This window comes from Modestobacter sp. I12A-02662, from assembly GCF_041028325.1.
Lineage (GTDB): Bacteria > Actinomycetota > Actinomycetes > Mycobacteriales > Geodermatophilaceae > Modestobacter.
Window position 1 is genome coordinate 90,099 of record NZ_JABGDE010000004.1, and the last position, 16,169, is coordinate 106,267.

The 16,169-nt window shown below is 74.3% G+C and carries 10 protein-coding genes; 3 read left to right on the top strand and 7 right to left on the bottom strand.

Features of this window, described 5'->3' with window-relative positions; all coding sequences use genetic code 11:
* Positions 1–45: 45 nt before the first annotated feature.
* The 6 genes from HL189_RS05540 to HL189_RS05565 are packed head-to-tail and all read right to left on the bottom strand — an operon-like array spanning position 46 to position 9,724.
* Complete coding sequence (locus HL189_RS05540; RefSeq protein ID WP_369132710.1) at positions 46–1,041, bottom strand: phosphotransferase enzyme family protein; 996 nt, start codon at positions 1,039–1,041, stop codon at positions 46–48.
* Positions 1,038–2,069, bottom strand: coding sequence for a hypothetical protein (locus HL189_RS05545; protein ID WP_369132711.1), 1,032 nt, complete (start codon positions 2,067–2,069; stop codon positions 1,038–1,040). The genes HL189_RS05540 and HL189_RS05545 overlap by 4 nt, the downstream gene beginning before the upstream one ends.
* Positions 2,066–3,274 carry a phosphotransferase gene (locus HL189_RS05550; protein ID WP_369132712.1) on the bottom strand — a complete coding sequence of 403 codons (1,209 nt, stop codon included), beginning with the start codon at positions 3,272–3,274 and terminating at the stop codon, positions 2,066–2,068. Before HL189_RS05550 ends, HL189_RS05545 begins: the two co-directional genes overlap by 4 nt.
* Positions 3,271–5,247 (bottom strand): ABC transporter ATP-binding protein, encoded by a 1,977-nt coding sequence (locus HL189_RS05555; protein WP_369132713.1) that lies wholly within the window; start codon positions 5,245–5,247, stop codon positions 3,271–3,273. Before HL189_RS05555 ends, HL189_RS05550 begins: the two co-directional genes overlap by 4 nt.
* Positions 5,244–6,266 carry a phosphotransferase gene (locus HL189_RS05560; RefSeq protein WP_369132714.1) on the bottom strand — a complete coding sequence of 341 codons (1,023 nt, stop codon included), beginning with the start codon at positions 6,264–6,266 and terminating at the stop codon, positions 5,244–5,246. Before HL189_RS05560 ends, HL189_RS05555 begins: the two co-directional genes overlap by 4 nt.
* Positions 6,263–9,724 carry a glycogen/starch synthase gene (locus HL189_RS05565; RefSeq protein WP_369132715.1) on the bottom strand — a complete coding sequence of 1,154 codons (3,462 nt, stop codon included), beginning with the start codon at positions 9,722–9,724 and terminating at the stop codon, positions 6,263–6,265. The genes HL189_RS05560 and HL189_RS05565 overlap by 4 nt, the downstream gene beginning before the upstream one ends.
* Before the next feature lie 453 nt (positions 9,725–10,177).
* On the opposite strand from HL189_RS05565, the gene HL189_RS05570 reads away from it, so the two are divergent.
* From HL189_RS05570 to HL189_RS05580, 3 genes are all read left to right on the top strand, one after another.
* Positions 10,178–10,852: a response regulator transcription factor gene (locus HL189_RS05570; protein WP_369132716.1), complete on the top strand. Its 675-nt coding sequence runs from the start codon at positions 10,178–10,180 to the stop codon at positions 10,850–10,852.
* A complete protein-coding gene (locus HL189_RS05575; protein ID WP_369132717.1) occupies positions 10,849–12,261 on the top strand; it encodes a sensor histidine kinase in 1,413 nt (470 codons plus the stop codon). The genes HL189_RS05570 and HL189_RS05575 overlap by 4 nt, the downstream gene beginning before the upstream one ends.
* Positions 12,262–12,525: 264 nt before the next feature.
* A complete protein-coding gene (locus HL189_RS05580; RefSeq protein ID WP_369132718.1) occupies positions 12,526–14,757 on the top strand; it encodes a malate synthase G in 2,232 nt (743 codons plus the stop codon).
* 54 nt (positions 14,758–14,811) lie between these two features.
* On the opposite strand, the gene hppD is transcribed toward HL189_RS05580, so the two are convergent.
* A complete protein-coding gene (gene hppD / locus HL189_RS05585) occupies positions 14,812–16,017 on the bottom strand; it encodes a 4-hydroxyphenylpyruvate dioxygenase (RefSeq protein ID WP_369132719.1) in 1,206 nt (401 codons plus the stop codon).
* Positions 16,018–16,169: the final 152 nt, after the last annotated feature.

Sequence of the window (16,169 nt, forward strand, 5' to 3'; positions counted from 1 at the left end):
GCCGCGACCCCTGGCGGCCATGTTGGCCAACATGGCCGCCAGGGGTCAGGCGAGGGCCCGGCGGCAGGTGGCGACCAGCTCCGCCCGGTGCTCGTCCAGCCAGGACAGCCGGTTGTCCTCGAGGTGGATCTTGGCGTGGTCGTTGTCCGACAGCTGCTCCCCGTCCCGGGCCCGGTTCATCCGGCCGAGGGCCCGCTTGAGCCGCTTGGCCTCCAGCAGCAGCGGCAGCGCCTCCGCCTCGGCCGGTGCGGTGCGGACCTCCGCGCGGTAGGCCGTCAGCACGGCGGTCACGCGGTCGAGGTCGAGCGCCACCTTGTGGTCCTCGTCGCCGAGCCGGGTGTAGACCTTGCCGACGTCGTGGACGGCGACCGCGAGGTCCAGCACCCGCACGTCGGCGTGCGCGCTGTCGAGGTCCAGGACGCCGACCACCCGGTCCCCGTCGAAGAGCAGGCTCCCCCGCCGGGCGCCGCCGTGCACGACCACCCGTGGCAGCTCCGGCAGCAGCGCGGTCAGCCTGCCGACCACCTCCACCGCCCGGGCCCGCAGCGCCGGGCCGACGTCCGGCCGCGCGATCCGCAGCCGCAGCTCGGCGAGCGCCGGGGGCTCGGTCACCACCGCGGGCAGGTCGGCCACCAGCCGGTGGTAGCGGCCCAGCACCTGCCCGAGTGCCCCCAGGTGCGCCGGGGAACCGTCGTCGAACGGCGCGCCGGCGATGCCGCGGGTGACCACCCACCACCGGCCGGAGATCTCGGCGTGGTCGGCGCCGGTCCGGGTGGGGACGACCTCGGGCGCGGGGAAGCCGCGGGCGCGCAGCTCCCGCATCAGCTGCAGCTGGGCGACGAGCTCGTCGCGCGGCTTGGCCCGGTGGGAGCGGCGGAGGTAGTGGACGCCGTCCCCCGCCGTCAGGCGCAGGTGCTCGTTCTTGCCGACCGGGATGGGCTCGACCGACTGCCAGCCGCCCAGTGGCCACAGGTCCGCCAGCTCGGGGAGCGGCAGCGGCTCCCCCCTGCGGTCCAGCAGGGGCGCTGTCGCCGCCGTCACGCCCCGGCCCGTCCCGAGACGATGCGGTCGAACTCGGCCACGAGGAGGCGGTACTCGGCGTTGCCCCCGTCCTCGTAGGTGGACTCGTCGACCTTCACCCGGCCGTTGAGGCTGTGGAACACGTACCGGGCCCAGTGGAAGCGCAGGTTGACCAGGTGCTCGTCACCGCGGGCCGACTCCCGGTAGGCGGCGAGGAACGAGGCGGAGGCCGGGTCGGCGCGACTCATGTCCCCGGTGGCCGTGTGCACCCCGAGCCGCAGCCGGTGGAGGAACTCCGCGACGTCCCGGGCCGGGTCCGCCGGCGCGCTGCGGTCCAGGTCGATGACGGTGACGACGTCGGGCGACAGGAACACGTGGATCGGCCGGTACTGCCCGTGGCTCTGGGCGATGATGCCGTCGACGGTGTCGTAGGTGAGCGCGTCGAGCTGCGCCAGCATGGCCAGCCCCTGCCGGAGGTAGCCCGGATGGCTGGCGCACACCTTCGCCAGCCGCTTGCCGAGGCTGGTCAGCTCCCCGGTGACCAGCAGCGAGTGCGCCGTCCCGATCCGCAGGTCCGGGCCGTGCAGCCGGCCCAACCAGTGACCCGCCTCCGCCGTCGCCCGGGCGAGCACGTCGACGTCGCCGCCCAGCAGGTCCGAGATGGGGAAGCCCAGCGCCCCGCGGCACAGCAGCACCTTCTCCTCGTCGATCCAGGCGAGCGGCTCCACGACCTGGTAGCGCTGCCCCGCGCCGAGACCGGCCGCTCGCAGCGCACACAGCTTGTCGTGGACCGCCGGGCCGTCGTCGAAGGGGAAGAGCTTGGCGAACACCGGCCGGCTGCCGTCGAGCTCCGCCCGGACCGTCGCGGCCCCGGAGCCGTCCAGCTGGATGACCTGCGTGGTCCACGTCCCGCCGGTGGCCGGCGCGTCCGCGCCCACGTGCGGGCGGACGTACCGGTCGAGGAACTCCGGGCTGCAGACCCATTCGGCACGAGCGAGCTGGTGCTCCTTGACCTCGTGGTGCTGCGTCTTGCTCGCGATCGGGCTCATGCGTCCTCCGTCAGGGTGTGGGGGTTGTCGGCCAGCCAGCGCACGCGGGCGCACTCGCGCTCCAGGACGAGCGAGAACTTGACGGCGTCCTTCGCCTGTTGCGGGACCATCGCCTGCTTCGTCAGCAGGTTGTCGCACTTCTTGACGACCATGACCAGCCGCTGGGCCTCGAGGAGCCCGGGCATGGCGGCGAGGTCCGCCCCCGCCAGGGGGGCCTGGCCGCGGTAGTGCCGGAGGAAGGTCCGGCACCGGTCCGGGTCGATGCCGACCCGGGAGCCACGGAGCCCGCCCGGACGGCAGAACGACTTCAGCGCGTAGGCCAGGTCCAGGCCCAGCAGGTCGTGCGCGGCCCGGTCGAAGTCGAGGACCGCGGTCAACCGGCCCTCGCTGAGCAGCACTGCGGAGCGGCCGTAGGACCCGTGGACGACCAGCGCCGTGAGGGCGTCCTGGCGCTCCCCGAGCTCGACGTCCAGCCGCTCCATCCGGTCGGCCAGGTAGCGGGCGTCCGCGCGCAGGGCCGTGCCGGCCTCGGGGGGCAGCAGCGGCGCGACGACCTCCACCGCGGAGCAGAGGTCCTCCCGCCCCAGCTGTCCCAGGGAGGCCAACGCCGAGGAGCGCCGTCGCTCGGCCGGATCGGTGAGCTCGGAGACGATGGCGTGGTAGCGGCCGAGGCCCTGGGCCACCGCCACCAGGTGCGCGGGGTCGTCGGGGTCGTAGCCGCCGCCGGGCAGCAGCCGCATCACCATGTGCAGGACGCCCTCGACCTCCACCAGGACCGCGCCGTTCCGGGTGCGGACCACGGGTGGGGCGGGGTAGCCGTGCCCGAGCAGGTGGTCGATGAGGGCGCACTCGAACTCGGCACCCGCCACCGTCTTGAGGTTGTGCGACCGGCGCAGCACCACGTCGCCGGCATCCGTGCGGACGAACCAGCTGGTGTTGGACGTCCCCTGCTCCGTGCGGCGCCACCCGCGCCAGCGGCCCAGCTCGTAGGCGTCCTCCAGCACGGTGAACAGGCCGTCCTCGTCGACCACCGTCGCCGGGAACCGGCCACCCTGGCGGTGCACCGAGCTGCGCAGCAGGAGGTGGTCGGTCGGGTCGGTGACCGGCTCGGCGACCTCGGGGACGACCGCGAGGACACGCTCGGCGCGTCCGGTCGTGCTGGCCGCCGGATCGCTCGGTGCAGGCTGCGTGTCGTGCTGCGTCACGGTCGCGCTCTTCTCAGGTGGGTGACGGGTTGGGCAGCCTCGGCGACACCTCGCGCGGCGTGACGCCCGTAGCTGACGGCCTCGGCGCCGTTGCGCGGCTCGGTGCCCTTGTGGACGGCGACCCCGTTCACCGCCTCCGTGCCGGGCCGGGCCTCGCCGGCGTGCCCGGACCCGCGGGCGCCCAGGCCCTGCAGGCGGCACATCTCGGCGTAGAGCCCGCCGGCGGCGACCAGCCGGTCGTGCGTGCCGCACTCGACGACCCGGCCGCCGTCGAGCACGACGATCTCGTCGGCGGTCATCGCCGCCGCCATGCGGTGGGTGATCAGCACCGTGGTGCGGCCCGAGCTGACGCGCTCCAGCGCGCGCAGCACCGCGTGCTCGGACCGGGCGTCCAGACCCGTCGTCGGCTCGTCGAGCACCAGGACCGGTGGGTCCTGCAGGACCGCGCGGGCCAGGGCGAGCCGCTGCCGCTGGCCGCCGGACAGCGTCGTCCCGCGCTCGGCGAGGACGGTGTCGTACCCGTCGGGCAGCGCGACGACGAAATCGTGGGCCTGGGCCAGCCGGGCGGCGTGCTGCACCTCCTCCAGCGAGGCGTCCGGCCGCGCGTAGGCGATGTTCTCGCGCACCGTGGCCCGGAACAGCAGCGCCTCCTGCAGGACCAGGCCCACCTGGTGGCGCAGGCTCGTGGTGGTCAGGTCGCGCAGGTCGTCGTCGTCCAGCAGCACCCGGCCGCTGGTGGGGTCCTGCAGCCGGCACAGGAGGGCGGCGATCGTCGACTTGCCGGCGCCCGTGGGGCCCACCACGGCCACCGTCCGGCCGACCGGGACGACGAGGTCGACGTCGGACAGGACCGGGCGCTCGGGGGTGTACTCGAAGCCGACCCGCTCCAGCCGCAGCGCCCGTTCCGGCGGGCGCGCCGGACGGGCGCCGGGCCGGTCGACGACGGTGGGGACCGTGGCCAGGGTGTCCGCGATGCGCGCCGCCCGGACCCCGGCCCGGGTCAGCTGGGCCGGCAGCTTGGACAGCGCGCGGGTCGGGCCGAAGAAGTCCCGCAGGTAGGAGGTGAAGATCAGGAGGTCCCCGGGGGTGAGCGCACCCGCGATCACCCGCTGCGCGCCGAGCCAGACCAGACCCGCGACGGCGACCGCGACCACCACGTCGATGGCGAGCACGAACGTCGCGGTCGTGCGGGAGGAACCCAGCACGGCGGCCACCGACGCGTCCGACCGGCGCCGGAACCGCGCCGCCTCGTGGGCCTCCCGCCCGAGCGCCTTGACCAGCTTGACGCCGGTGAGCGACTCCTGCGCGACCGCGGCGAGGTCGCCCTCGATCTCCCGGGCGTTCTCCTCGACCGCCCGGATGCGCGCCCGGAAGCCGGCGACGGTGAACAGCAGCGCCGGGAGGACCAGCAGCATCGCCAGGCTGAGCTGCCAGTCCAGGCTCAGCATGATCCCGGCCATGCCCACCAGGGTGAGCACGTTGGTGGACGCGTCGACCAGCGTCCCGGTGAGCAGCCCGCGCACCTTGTCCACGTCACCGGTCAGCCGCGTGGTCAGCTCACCGGTCGGTGTCCGCTGGTGGTAGTCGAGGGAGAGGTCCTGCAGGTGGGTGTACAGCCGCGTGCGGATGCCCGCCGCGACCCGCTCGCCCACGACCGTCAGCGTGTAGCTGCGGGCCGTCGAGAGCAGCGCGTCCAGGACGGTGATCCCCGCCAGGGCGAGCACGATCAGCGCGAGCGTGCCCCCGATGTCGCCCCGGCCGGACGACTCGACCGGCAGCAGCACCTCGTCGAAGAGGAACTTCAGCGGCCACGGCTTGAGCAGCCCGACGAGGGTCCCGGCGAGCGCCAGCACCGCGGCGAGCACCCACAGCGGCAACTGCGGCCGGAGGAAGGGCGCGAACGTCCGGAGAACCTCCGGGGCGCGCATCACGCGGGGCGGCGGGCCGGGCCGCTGCGGCCGGCGGCTGCTCACGTCCGCCCCCCGCCCGGCGGCGGGTCGAGGCAGCGCTCCCAGGCGTCCAGCCAGGCGGACACGAACGACCGGTCGGGCACCGGCCGGACGACCAGGCGGTAGAAGAGCACCTCGGCGAACGTGCGGGCGACGTAGGCCGGCGCGGCCGCGACGGCGGCAGGGTCCCCGCCGGCCGTGGTGTAGCCGTGCAGGAACGCCTCGACCCAGGCGGCCGCGGCCTCGAGGGAGCCGTGCCGCGAGGCGCCCATCGTGAGGGTCTGGCCGATGAAGTGCCCGAGGTCCCGCGCGGCCGGGGCGTACGCGGCGCGGTCGAAGTCGATGACCACGACCCGGTCCTCGTCCAGGTGGATGTTCCCCGGCTGGAAGTCGCCGTGCGTGACCACCGGGCGGGCGCCGCCGGCCGCCAGGACGTCGAGGGTCCGGGCGGTGAGTGCCCGCAGCCGGGCCGCCGCGGCCGGCAGCGCCTCGACCAGCGCGGTGGCGTACTCGGTCAGCTTGTGCCGCTCGAAGTCACCGGGGAGGACCGGCACGTCGACGCCGTGCACCCCGTGCAGGCGGGCCAGCCAGCGGCCCACCTGGCCGACCGCGGGCGCAGCCGGCTCCGGAGCGGCGTCGAGGAGCGTGCGGAGCGTCGTCGGGGGGGCCTCCTCCTGGGCGAGCACCTGCCGCAGCGGGTCGAAGCCGAACGGCGCCGGCACCTGCAGCCGGGGATCGTCGAAGCCGGCCCGCCGCAGCTGGCCGAGCAGCCGCCCGGCCTCCTCGCCGCCGCCCTTGCGGTACCCCTTCCCGATCACCGTCAGCGGCGCGGGGCCGGAGCCGGTGTCCACGGTGAGCTCCCACCGGACCACCGGGCGGCTCCGGGACAGGTGCACCACCGACCGCTCCCGCACGACCACGCGGCGCGCGCCGAGCTGCTGGAGCGGGGGCGGGGACTCCAGCAGCGACTCGGCGATGGCCCGCCGCTCGGCCCGCCGGGCCTCGGACGCGGCGTCGGCGCCCGTGCTGGTACCGGCGGTCACCGCGGCGCCCCGGCCGCGGCCGCCTCCGTCATCCGGGCCAGCCGTTCGCGCCCGGCCAGCACGGCGGCCGCCGCCGTCCCGTCGTCCACGGCCCCGGCGCCCAGGGCGAGGTGGAACCTCCGGGTGGCCGCCCGCAGCCGCACCAGGTGTCCGTGTCCCGGCTCCACCGCCGGCCGGGGGCACCAGGAGGTGTCCTCGTCGGGAGCCAGCGCGACCCACACGCCCACCCGGTCGGTGCGCGCGCCGCGCCAGGTCCGCCCCTCGAGCCGGTGGAGCGCGTCCGCGCCGTCCCGCAGCAGCTGGTGGTAGTCCGGGGACAGGCAGGTCTCCACGGTGAGCGAGGGCAGGTCCACCGGCAGGTCGTAGCCGACCAGCAGGACGGTGTCGCCGGCCTCGACCAGGACCCGCTTGCGCAGCCCGCGCAACGGGCTGTCCGGCTGCACGTCCTCCAGCTCGACGGCCAGGACGCCCTCGCCGGGGTGCACGGTCACCTCGAACCGGTCGTGCACCGAGGCGAGGTCCGCCAGGGCGCCGGGGTGGTTCGCCGGCACGTCCATGTACCGGTTCATCGCCTCCTGGCAGTTCCAGTCGTCGGTCGGGTTGCCGACCACCAGGGCGCCGCCGTCGGGCCCGGCCACGGCGAGGTACACCAGGCGCCCGCCGTGGTCCGGCGCGAACACCGCGAACAGGTGCTCGTTGCGCAGCACCAGCTCCACGTCACCGTCGTCGTCGACGTCGACCCGCTCGGCGCCCAGCGGCCGGTCGGCCCGGCCGAACCAGCGGGCCGCGGCGGCCAGCACGGTGGCGGCGCGGGCGTGGCTGGCCACCGCCTTCGCCCACGCGGCCGGCGGCCGGTCCGGGCGGTCGGTGTCGTGCCAGGCGGTCTCGTACGCCGAGGCCAGCAGGTGCTTCCAGGCCAGGGCGGTCAGCCGCGGCTCAGCGCCGGCAGTCTCGGCCGCGGCCACGGACGCCCGGGCCCGGACGAGGTGCTCCTGGTAGGGGCGCCAGGCGTCGTCCTGGTACCAGCCCCGGTAGTCCTCCCCCGCGTGCCAGTCCTCCGCCAGCTCCACGAAGGTGCCCGGCGCGACGGTCCGCACGCCGGGGGCGCGCCGGCGCTGCCGCAGCCACGCCGGCAGCGACACCGGGGCCAGCGTGGACTGGGCGGCCAGCCAGCGGAGGAAGGTCTCGTAGCGGTCCAGCGCGCTGGGGTGCCAGGGCCCCACCCCGGCGCCCTTCTCCATGTCGTCGGCGTACACCAGCACGGTGTCGTCGCCCGGGGCGGTGCTCAGCTCCGCGACGCGGGACAGGCTGCGCCAGTGGCTCTTGTCCTCCGGCGGGATCCAGTACCGCAGCCGGGTGGACATCGGCACGATCTCCAGCCCGTTGCCGCCGGCGATGGCGTACGGGTGCAGGGCGTCGGCCGGCGGCGGGCTGGCCGGGTCCGCGCCGTCGAAGTCCGCCCGGTCGCTGCCGCCGTCGGCGCCGTCGGTCGGGTAGAGCAGCCGGTCGTCGAGCAGCACGTAGCGGTACCCGCCGTTGGGCAGCCCCGGGTCGGTCAGCACCCCGGCGAGCCGGTCGGTGTCCCACACCCGCTCGGGGACCCAGCAGATGTCGAGGTCCCGCGGATCGCACCCGAGGTGCCGCCGGTACAGCCAGAACAGCTCGTGCAGCTGGCGGCTGTTGAACTCGGGGTCGAAGGCGGTGAGCACGTTCTCGGCGTAGGTGCCGCCCACCAGCGAGAGCAGGCCGTTCTCCCGCAGCCGGCGGATGCAGGCCAGGAACTCGGGGTGGTACCAGGCGGCCGCCTCGACGAGGGTCCCGGACACGTGCAGGTTGACCGGGATCCGGTACTTCTCGTGCAGCCGGAGCAGCCCGGTGTAGCCGGTGACGAGCGAGCTGAGGCCCTCCCGGTCGGCGTACCCGTCGGTGATCAGGTACTGGTTCGCGTGGTGCACCAGCGCCAGGGGCAGGGGCGCCGGCCGTCTCCGCCGCGACCGCGGGCCGGCGTACCCGTGCGTCCCGGAGCCCAGGGACGGCGTCGCCGCGTTCCTGCGCAGGCGCACGGCGGCCTCGTACAGGTCGAGGTACTCCCGGGCGGGCAGCTCCCAGGAGAAGTCCGCCGCCATCGCCCGCCGCTGCAGGGACTGCCACTCCAGGGGCCGCCGGTAGACCGCCAGCGCGGTGTCCACCGCGGACAGCAGGGAGGCGACCCGGCGGTGCACGAACACGAAGCCGAGCCCCGACTCCGGGTCCTCGGCGTAGTCGCTCACGGTGTCCGCCAGCCCGCCGGTGCGGCGGACGACGGGGATGGTGCCGTAGCGGAGCGCGATCAGCGGGGTCAGCCCGCAGGGCTCGAACACCGACGGGGCGAGGAAGAGGTCGGACCCGGCGTACACCTGGCGGGCCAGCGCCTCCCGCGCCGTGGCGTGGTAGGCCACGCTGCCGGGGTGGCGGCGGACGGCGGCCTGCAGGTCGCGCCGGTACCGGGGCTCGCCCTCGCCCATCACCACGACCTGGGCTCCCCGGTCGACCAGCTGGTCGAGAGCCGAGCAGAGCAGCCCGACGCCCTTCTGCGGGACCAGCCGGGCCACCATGCCCAGCAGCGGCCGGTCCGCGGCCTGCTCCAGGCCGCTCATCCGTTGCAGCACCTGCTTGTTCGCCCGCTTGCCGACGACGAAGGAGCCGTCGTAGCGGGTGTCGATCCACGGATCCTGCTCGGGGGTGAACTCCTCGTAGTCGACCCCGTTGAGGATGCCCCGGGCCGCGTCCCCGCGCGCCTGCAGCAGCCCCTCCACGCCGCACCCCTGGGCCGAGCCGAGGATCTCCTGCATGTACCGGGGACTGACGGTGTTCACCCGGTCGGCGAAGGCGATCCCCCGCTCGAGCAGCGTCCCGGCGTGCGGCAGCCCGATGAGCTGGTCGGTGGCCACCCCGACCGGGCCCTGGTAGGCGAGGTTGTGGATCGTGAAGACGATCCCGGTGTGCTCGAGCGCGCGCCGGTGGCGGCCCTGGCGGGCCTCCTGGGCGACCAGGCCGGTGTGCCAGTCGTTGCAGTGGACGACGTCGGGGCGCCACGCGGGCTGCGCGGCGAGCTCGGTCACCGCCCGGGAGAACAGCACGAACGGCAGGACGTCGTCGTCCCGGTAGCCGTAGGGCTGGTCGTGGTCGAACCAGCCCGCGACGGCGAGGGCGAGGACGTCGACCCCGTCGCGGCGCGCGATGCGCCGCACCTCGACCTGCTCGCCGATCGGGCCGAGCGGGACGTCGAGCCGGGTCACGACCTCCCCGTGCAGGCCGCGGTAACCCGGCAGCACCAGCCGGACGTCCAGGCCCTGCCCGGCGAGCGTCTTGGGCAGCGCACCGCTGAAGTCGGCCAGCCCGCCCGCCTTCACGAACGGGTAGGCCTCAGCGCTGGCGAAGAGCACGCGCTGGGGACGCGACGGCTCCGGCTCGCCCATCGCTTCGTCACCTCGCGTCGGGTCGCAGGAAATGCACGCGGAATGGTCTGACGTCCAGTCCGCGGGCGTCGGTGGAATGGCGGGCCGAGCACCGGTCACCGGGCGCGTCGAATGGTGCGCGCACGGCAGGACGTCCCTGGCCGCAGCGCGGAACCGGGGGTGGGACCTCGCTCACGGGGAACGAGCGGCCGGTACTACAGTCCGCGTAGAACGCGCAGGTCAGGTTGCACGTCGTGCAGGTGGATCATGGATGAACTGTCGGTGGTGGACGAGGCGTGGCGAAGCGTAGTTCCGCAGCTGTTGCGCTACCAGAGCTTTGGTGAAGGATCTCTCATCTTCACGGAATTGCGGAGGAAACCTGCACTTCGCATTCGGGTGACTGCGGAGAGTTCCGGCCGTTCTCCCGAGCTGCCGGCGAGCGGGACACTGGCACGGGGACCACGGAGGTGCGTCGTGCGAGTGCTCGTCGTGGAGGACCAGCCCAAGATGCGCGACGTGCTGTGCCGGGGTCTGGGCGAGGCGGGCTACGACGTCGACACCGCGGCGGACGGCCCGACGGCGCTGCAGCTCACCCGGGAGGCGATCTACGACGCCCTGGTCCTGGACGTGATGCTCCCGGGCTTCGACGGTCTCGAACTGCTGCGCCGGCTGCGTGCGGACGACGTGTGGACACCGGTCCTGATGCTCACCGCCCGCGACACCGTCTCCGACCGCGTCTCCGGCCTCGACGCGGGGGCGGACGACTACCTGGTCAAGCCGTTCGCCTTCACCGAGCTGGTCAGCCGGGTCCGCGCGCTCATCCGCCGGGGCAGCACGTCGCACCAGGTCGTGCTGCGGTGCGGCCCGCTCGAGCTGGACCCCACCACGCGACGGGTGGCGCTCTCCGGCACCCCGGTCGAGCTCTCCCCGCGGGAGTTCGCGGTCCTGGACCTGTTGTTGCGGCGGCAGGGGCACGTCGTCCCCCGGGCGGAGATCCTCGAGCACGTGTGGGGCGTCTCCTCCCAGGAGGGCTCGAACGTCGTCGACGTCTACGTGAAGTACCTCCGGGACAAGATCGACCGCCGGTTCGGCACCCGGCTGATCCACACCGTCCGCGGTGCGGGCTACCGGTTGACGGAGCCCTCGTGATCGCGCTCTCGCCGGTGCGGGCCTGGCAGCGGCTGCCGATCAGCGCGCGGCTCGGCGCGACCCTCGCCGCCGTCTTCCTCGCCGTCCTCGCGGGACTGGCCGCGCTGGCGTACTGGGGCCTCGGCCAGATCCTCAGGGGAGAGGCCGACCGGACCCTGGTGGCCGCGGCCGACTACCTCTCCGGGCCGCGGGCCAGTCGGGACGACATCGACGAGGAGCAGCTCGGCGGGGTCGAGTCGCCGGAGTTCGAGACCCAGGTGATCGGCGCGGACGGTCGGGTGGTGAGCGGGTCCGGCCCCCGCCTGCGGGGCGCTCCGCTCCTCTCCGACGCGCAGACCGCGACCGCGCTCCGCGACGGCGTCCTGTTCACCGACGTCGTCGACGACGACGAACCGGGGCGGGCGCTGGCGGTCCCGCTGGACCGGGACCGCCTCCTCGTCGTGGTCACCGAGCTCGAGGACGTCCGCGACGCCCAGGCCGGCCTGCTGCGCCTGGTGGTCGTCATGGCCCCCCTCGCCGCCCTGCTCGCCGGCCTCGCGGGCTGGCGGGTGGCCCGGCAGGGCCTGGGCCCGATCGCCAGGATGACCGCCGACGCCGAGGCGATCAGCGCGGAGGACCTCTCCGCACGGCTGGCCCTGCCGCGGTCGCGGGACGAGGTGTTCCGGCTGGGGACGACGCTCAACGGCCTGCTCCTCCGCATCCAGGGCGCCCGGCGCCGGGAACGGGACTTCACCGCCGACGCCAGCCACGAGCTCCGGACGCCGCTGGCCATCCTCCGCGCCGAGCTGGAGCTCTCCCGCAGCCACGCGTCCGGTGACGAGCTCACCCGGGCCCTGGACAGCGCGCTGGAGGAGACCGACCGCCTGGGCCACCTCGTCGACGACCTGCTGCTGCTGGCCCGGGCCGACGCGGGTCACGTCGCCCCGCGGCTGCTCGTCGACGTCGCCGAGGCCACCGACGGGCTGCTGCCCGGGTTCCGCGCCCTCGCCGACCGGCGGGGCATCACGCTGACCCGCACCGGCGACGCCGTCGTCCGGGCCGACGGGCGCGCGCTGGCGCGGGCGCTGGCCAACCTGCTCGACAACGCCATCCGCCATGCACCGGACGGCGGGCACGTGGGCCTGACGATCGGCCAGCGCCCCGACGGCACGGCGATCAGCGTGACGGACGACGGTCCCGGCGTGCCGCCCGCGGAGCGCGAACGGCTGGTGCAGCGCTTCGCCCAGCTGGACCGCACCGAGGCCCCCACCGGGGGCGCCGGGCTCGGCCTGGCCATCGTCGCGTCCGTCGCCGCCGCCCACGACGGGCGCATCGAGGTCGCGGACGGACCCGGGGGGCGTGGCCTGAGCGTCACCATCCACCTGCCGCTGGCCGCCGGCCCGCCGACCGCGCCCACCGCGGTCGGCTGAGTCGGCCATCGAGGGACGAGTGGCTCGCGCCCGTTCTCCGCGGTCGAGCTGCGGAACGCCTGGATCGGGGGTAGACCCGAGCGGTGCGCCGCCGGCCGCGACACGACGCAGCCACCGCCGGGCGGGAGTGCTGCCCGCAGCGTTGCTGCAGTGGACCGGAGTCGTCCACGTCCGGACGCCGGAGGAGTCGGCCGGTGCGGCGATGAGACAGTTCTGTACGGGGCGGTCGTCCCGGGAGATGGGAGAGAGACGAGAGTGGAGAGCATGAGCGACGAGACTTCGACCGGTGGACTGCAGGTCGACCCCCTGCTGCGCGACTTCGTGGCCGACGAGCTGGTCGCCGGTCTGGACCTGGACCCGGCGCGGTTCTGGGCCATCGTCGCCGATCTGCAGGAACGGTTCGGCGGGCGGGTCGAGCAGCTGCTGCGCCGCCGCGACGAGCTGCAGGAGCAGATCGACGGCTGGCACCGCGAGCACGGGGCCGGGGACGTCGAGGAGCTGGAGGCGTTCCTCACCGAGATCGGCTACCTGGTGCCCGTCGAGGACCCGAAGGTCCGGGTGGACCGGGTGGACCGGGAGATCGCCGAGGTCCCCGGCCCGCAGCTGGTCGTGCCCGCGACCGTGCCCCGGTACGCGCTGAACGCGGCCAACGCCCGCTGGGGTTCGCTGTACGACGCGCTCTACGGCACCGACGCGCTGCCGCTGGACCACGAGCTCGAGCGCGGCTACGACGAGCGCCGCGGCGCGCAGGTCATCGCCGAGGCCGACCGCCTGCTGGACCAGTTCTTCCCGCTGGCGGACGGCAGCCACGCCGACGCGGTCGCCTACCGGGTGGCCTCGGCCGGCGAGCTCTCCGTCGAGACGTCGTCGGGGACGACCGGCCTCGCCGACCCGGCGCAGTTCGCCGGCCACCGGCCCGGCGACGGGGACGGCGACGGGCCGGGCGCGGTGCTGCTCCGCCGGAACGGGCTGCACCTGGAGCTGACGATCGACCCGTCGACCCGGGTGGGCGGCCAGCACCACGCGGGGGTGTCCGACGCGGTGCTGGAGTCCGCGGTCACGACCATCGTGGACCTCGAGGACTCGGTCGCCACGGTCGACGGCCCGGACAAGGTGGGGGCCTACCGCACCTGGCTGGGCCTGCGGACCGGTGAGCTGACCGCCTCGTTCGGCAAGGGCGGGCGCACCGTGACCCGCGAGGTGAACGGCGACCGCAGCTACGTCGGCACCGACGGGAACGAGCTCACCCTGCCCGGCCGCTCGCTGCTGCTGGTCCGCAACGTGGGGCACCACATGCGGCTGGACGCCGTCCGGACCGCCGACGGCGAGCCGATCCTCGAGGAGGTGCTCGACGCCGTCGTCTCCGCGACGGCCGCGCTGCACGAGCTGCGCGGCCGGGGCCGGTACTCCAACACCCGGACCGGCAGCGTCTACATCGTCAAGCCGAAGATGCACGGCCCCGACGAGGTCACCGCGTCCGTGGAGCTGCTCGCGGCGGTGGAGGAGGCGCTCGGCCTCGAGCCGACGACCCTCAAGATCGGGATCATGGACGAGGAGAAGCGGACCTCGACCAACCTCGAGACCTGCATCGCCCGGGCGGCCGACCGGGTCGTCTTCGTCAACACCGGCTTCCTGGACCGCACCGGCGACGAGATCCACACCGACTTCGAGGCCGGTCCGGTGGTCCGCAAGGACGACCAGCGGTCGCAGACCTGGCTGAAGACCTACGAGGACCGCAACGTCGACGTCGCGCTGCGCGCAGGGTTCGTCGGGCAGGCGCAGATCGGCAAGGGCATGTGGGCCAAGCCCGCGGCGATGCGGGAGATGCTCGACACCAAGGGCGGCCACCCCAAGGCCGGGGCGAACACCGCCTGGGTGCCCTCACCCACCGCGGCGACGCTGCACGCGCTGCACTACCTGGAGACCGACGTGCTCGCCGTCCAGGAGGAGATCAAGCAGCGTCCGCTCGCCGAGCGGCGCGGCCTGCTCGTGCCCCCCGTCCTGCCCGACGGCGGTGCCGGCCTCTCCGACGAGGAGAAGCGGCACGAGCTGGAGACCAACGCCCAGTCCATCCTGGGCTACGTCGTGCGCTGGGTCGGGTTGGGCATCGGCTGCTCGACCGTGCCCAACCTGGAGGGCGTGGGCCTGATGGAGGACCGCGCGACGCTGCGGATCTCCAGCCAGCAGATCGCCAACTGGCTGCACCACGGGCTGGTCGACGAGGCGCAGGTGCGGGAGACGTTCGCCCGGATGGCCGAGGTCGTCGACGGGCAGAACGCCGGCGAGCCGGGCTACCGGCCGATGTGCGCCGACCTGGACGGCAGCCCGTCGTTCCAGGCCGCGCTGGACCTCGTCTTCTCCGGACGGCGGGAGCCGAACGGCTACACCGAGCGGGCCCTGACCCAGTGGCGGCAGAAGGCCAAGGCGACCGGCGACGACGAGTCGGGGACGCGCGAGGCCGTCCTCGACGACGAGGCGCCGAGCCCGGAGGCCTGAGCCCGGCCCGGGGGCAGGAGGCGCTCGCGCTCCCTGCCCCCGGACGGCCCCCTGTCAGAAGTTGCCGCGCTTCTCCTGCTCGCGCTCGATCGCCTCGAACAGCGCCTTGAAGTTGCCGATGCCGAACCCGAGCGAACCGTGCCGCTCGATCAGCTCGAAGAAGACCGTGGGCCGGTCGCCGATCGGCTTGGTGAAGATCTGCAGCAGGTAGCCGTCCTCGTCCCGGTCGACCAGGATGCCGCGGGCCTGCAGCTCCTCGATCGGCACCCGCACCTCGCCGATGCGCGCCCGCAGTGCCGGGTCCCGGTAGTAGGACTCCGGGGTGGCGAGGAACTCGATGCCCTCGGCGCGCAGCGCGTCGACCGTGCCGACGATGTCGTTGGTGGCCAGGGCGACGTGCTGTGCGCCGGGCCCGCCGTAGAACTCCAGGTACTCGTCGATCTGGGACTTCCTCCGGCCCACGGCCGGCTCGTTGAGCGGGAACTTCACCCGGTGGTTGCCGTTGGCGACCACCTTGCTCATCAGCGCGGAGTAGTCGGTGGCGATGTCCGCGCCGACGAACTCGGCCATGTTCGTGAAGCCCATGACCCGGTTGTAGAAGTCCACCCAGCGGTCCATCGCGCCCAGCTCGACGTTGCCGACCACGTGGTCGACCGCCTGGAAGAGGCGCTTGGGGGCGCCGTCCCGCTTGACGTAGGACGACGTCCGGGCGACGTAGCCGGGCAGGTACGGCCCGGTGTAGCGGGACCGGTCGACCAGCGTGTGCCGGGTGTCCCCGTAGGCGGCGATCGCCGCGACCCGCACCGTGCCGTGCTCGTCGGTGAGGTCGTGCGGCTGCTCGAGCACGGTCGCGCCCTGCGCGGCGGCGTGCGCGATGCAGCGGTCCACGTCGGGCACCGACAGCGCGATGTCGGAGATGCCGTCGCCGTGCGCCCGGTGGTGGTCGGCCAGCGGACTGGCCGGGTCGTAGGCGCCGGTGACCACGAAGCGGGCGGCCCCGGACCGCAGCACGAAGGCGTGGTGGTCCCGGTTGCCGGTCTCCGGTCCGGAGTAGGCGATCAGCTCCATGCCGAAGGCGGACTGGAAGAAGTGCGCGGTCTGCACCGCGTTGCCCACGACCCAGACCAGGGAGTCCCAGCCGGACACCGGGAACGGGTCACCGGAGGCGTCGTACTCGACCAGCCCCACCAGCTGCCTGAGCTGGTCGGCGTCCAGCTGGGCCAGGCGCTCCTCGTCGTTCAGGGTCTGCTCGAGGCTCATGTCCGTCTCCCTCCACCACAGGTCCGTCCGGCGGTGCCGCCACCACTGGACACTGGGGACGACGGACTGCGCAAGCAGCGACGACACTGCTCACCAAGATGACCAACCCGGACAGCATGCAGCGACCTGGACTGTGCAGGATGCACAGTCCA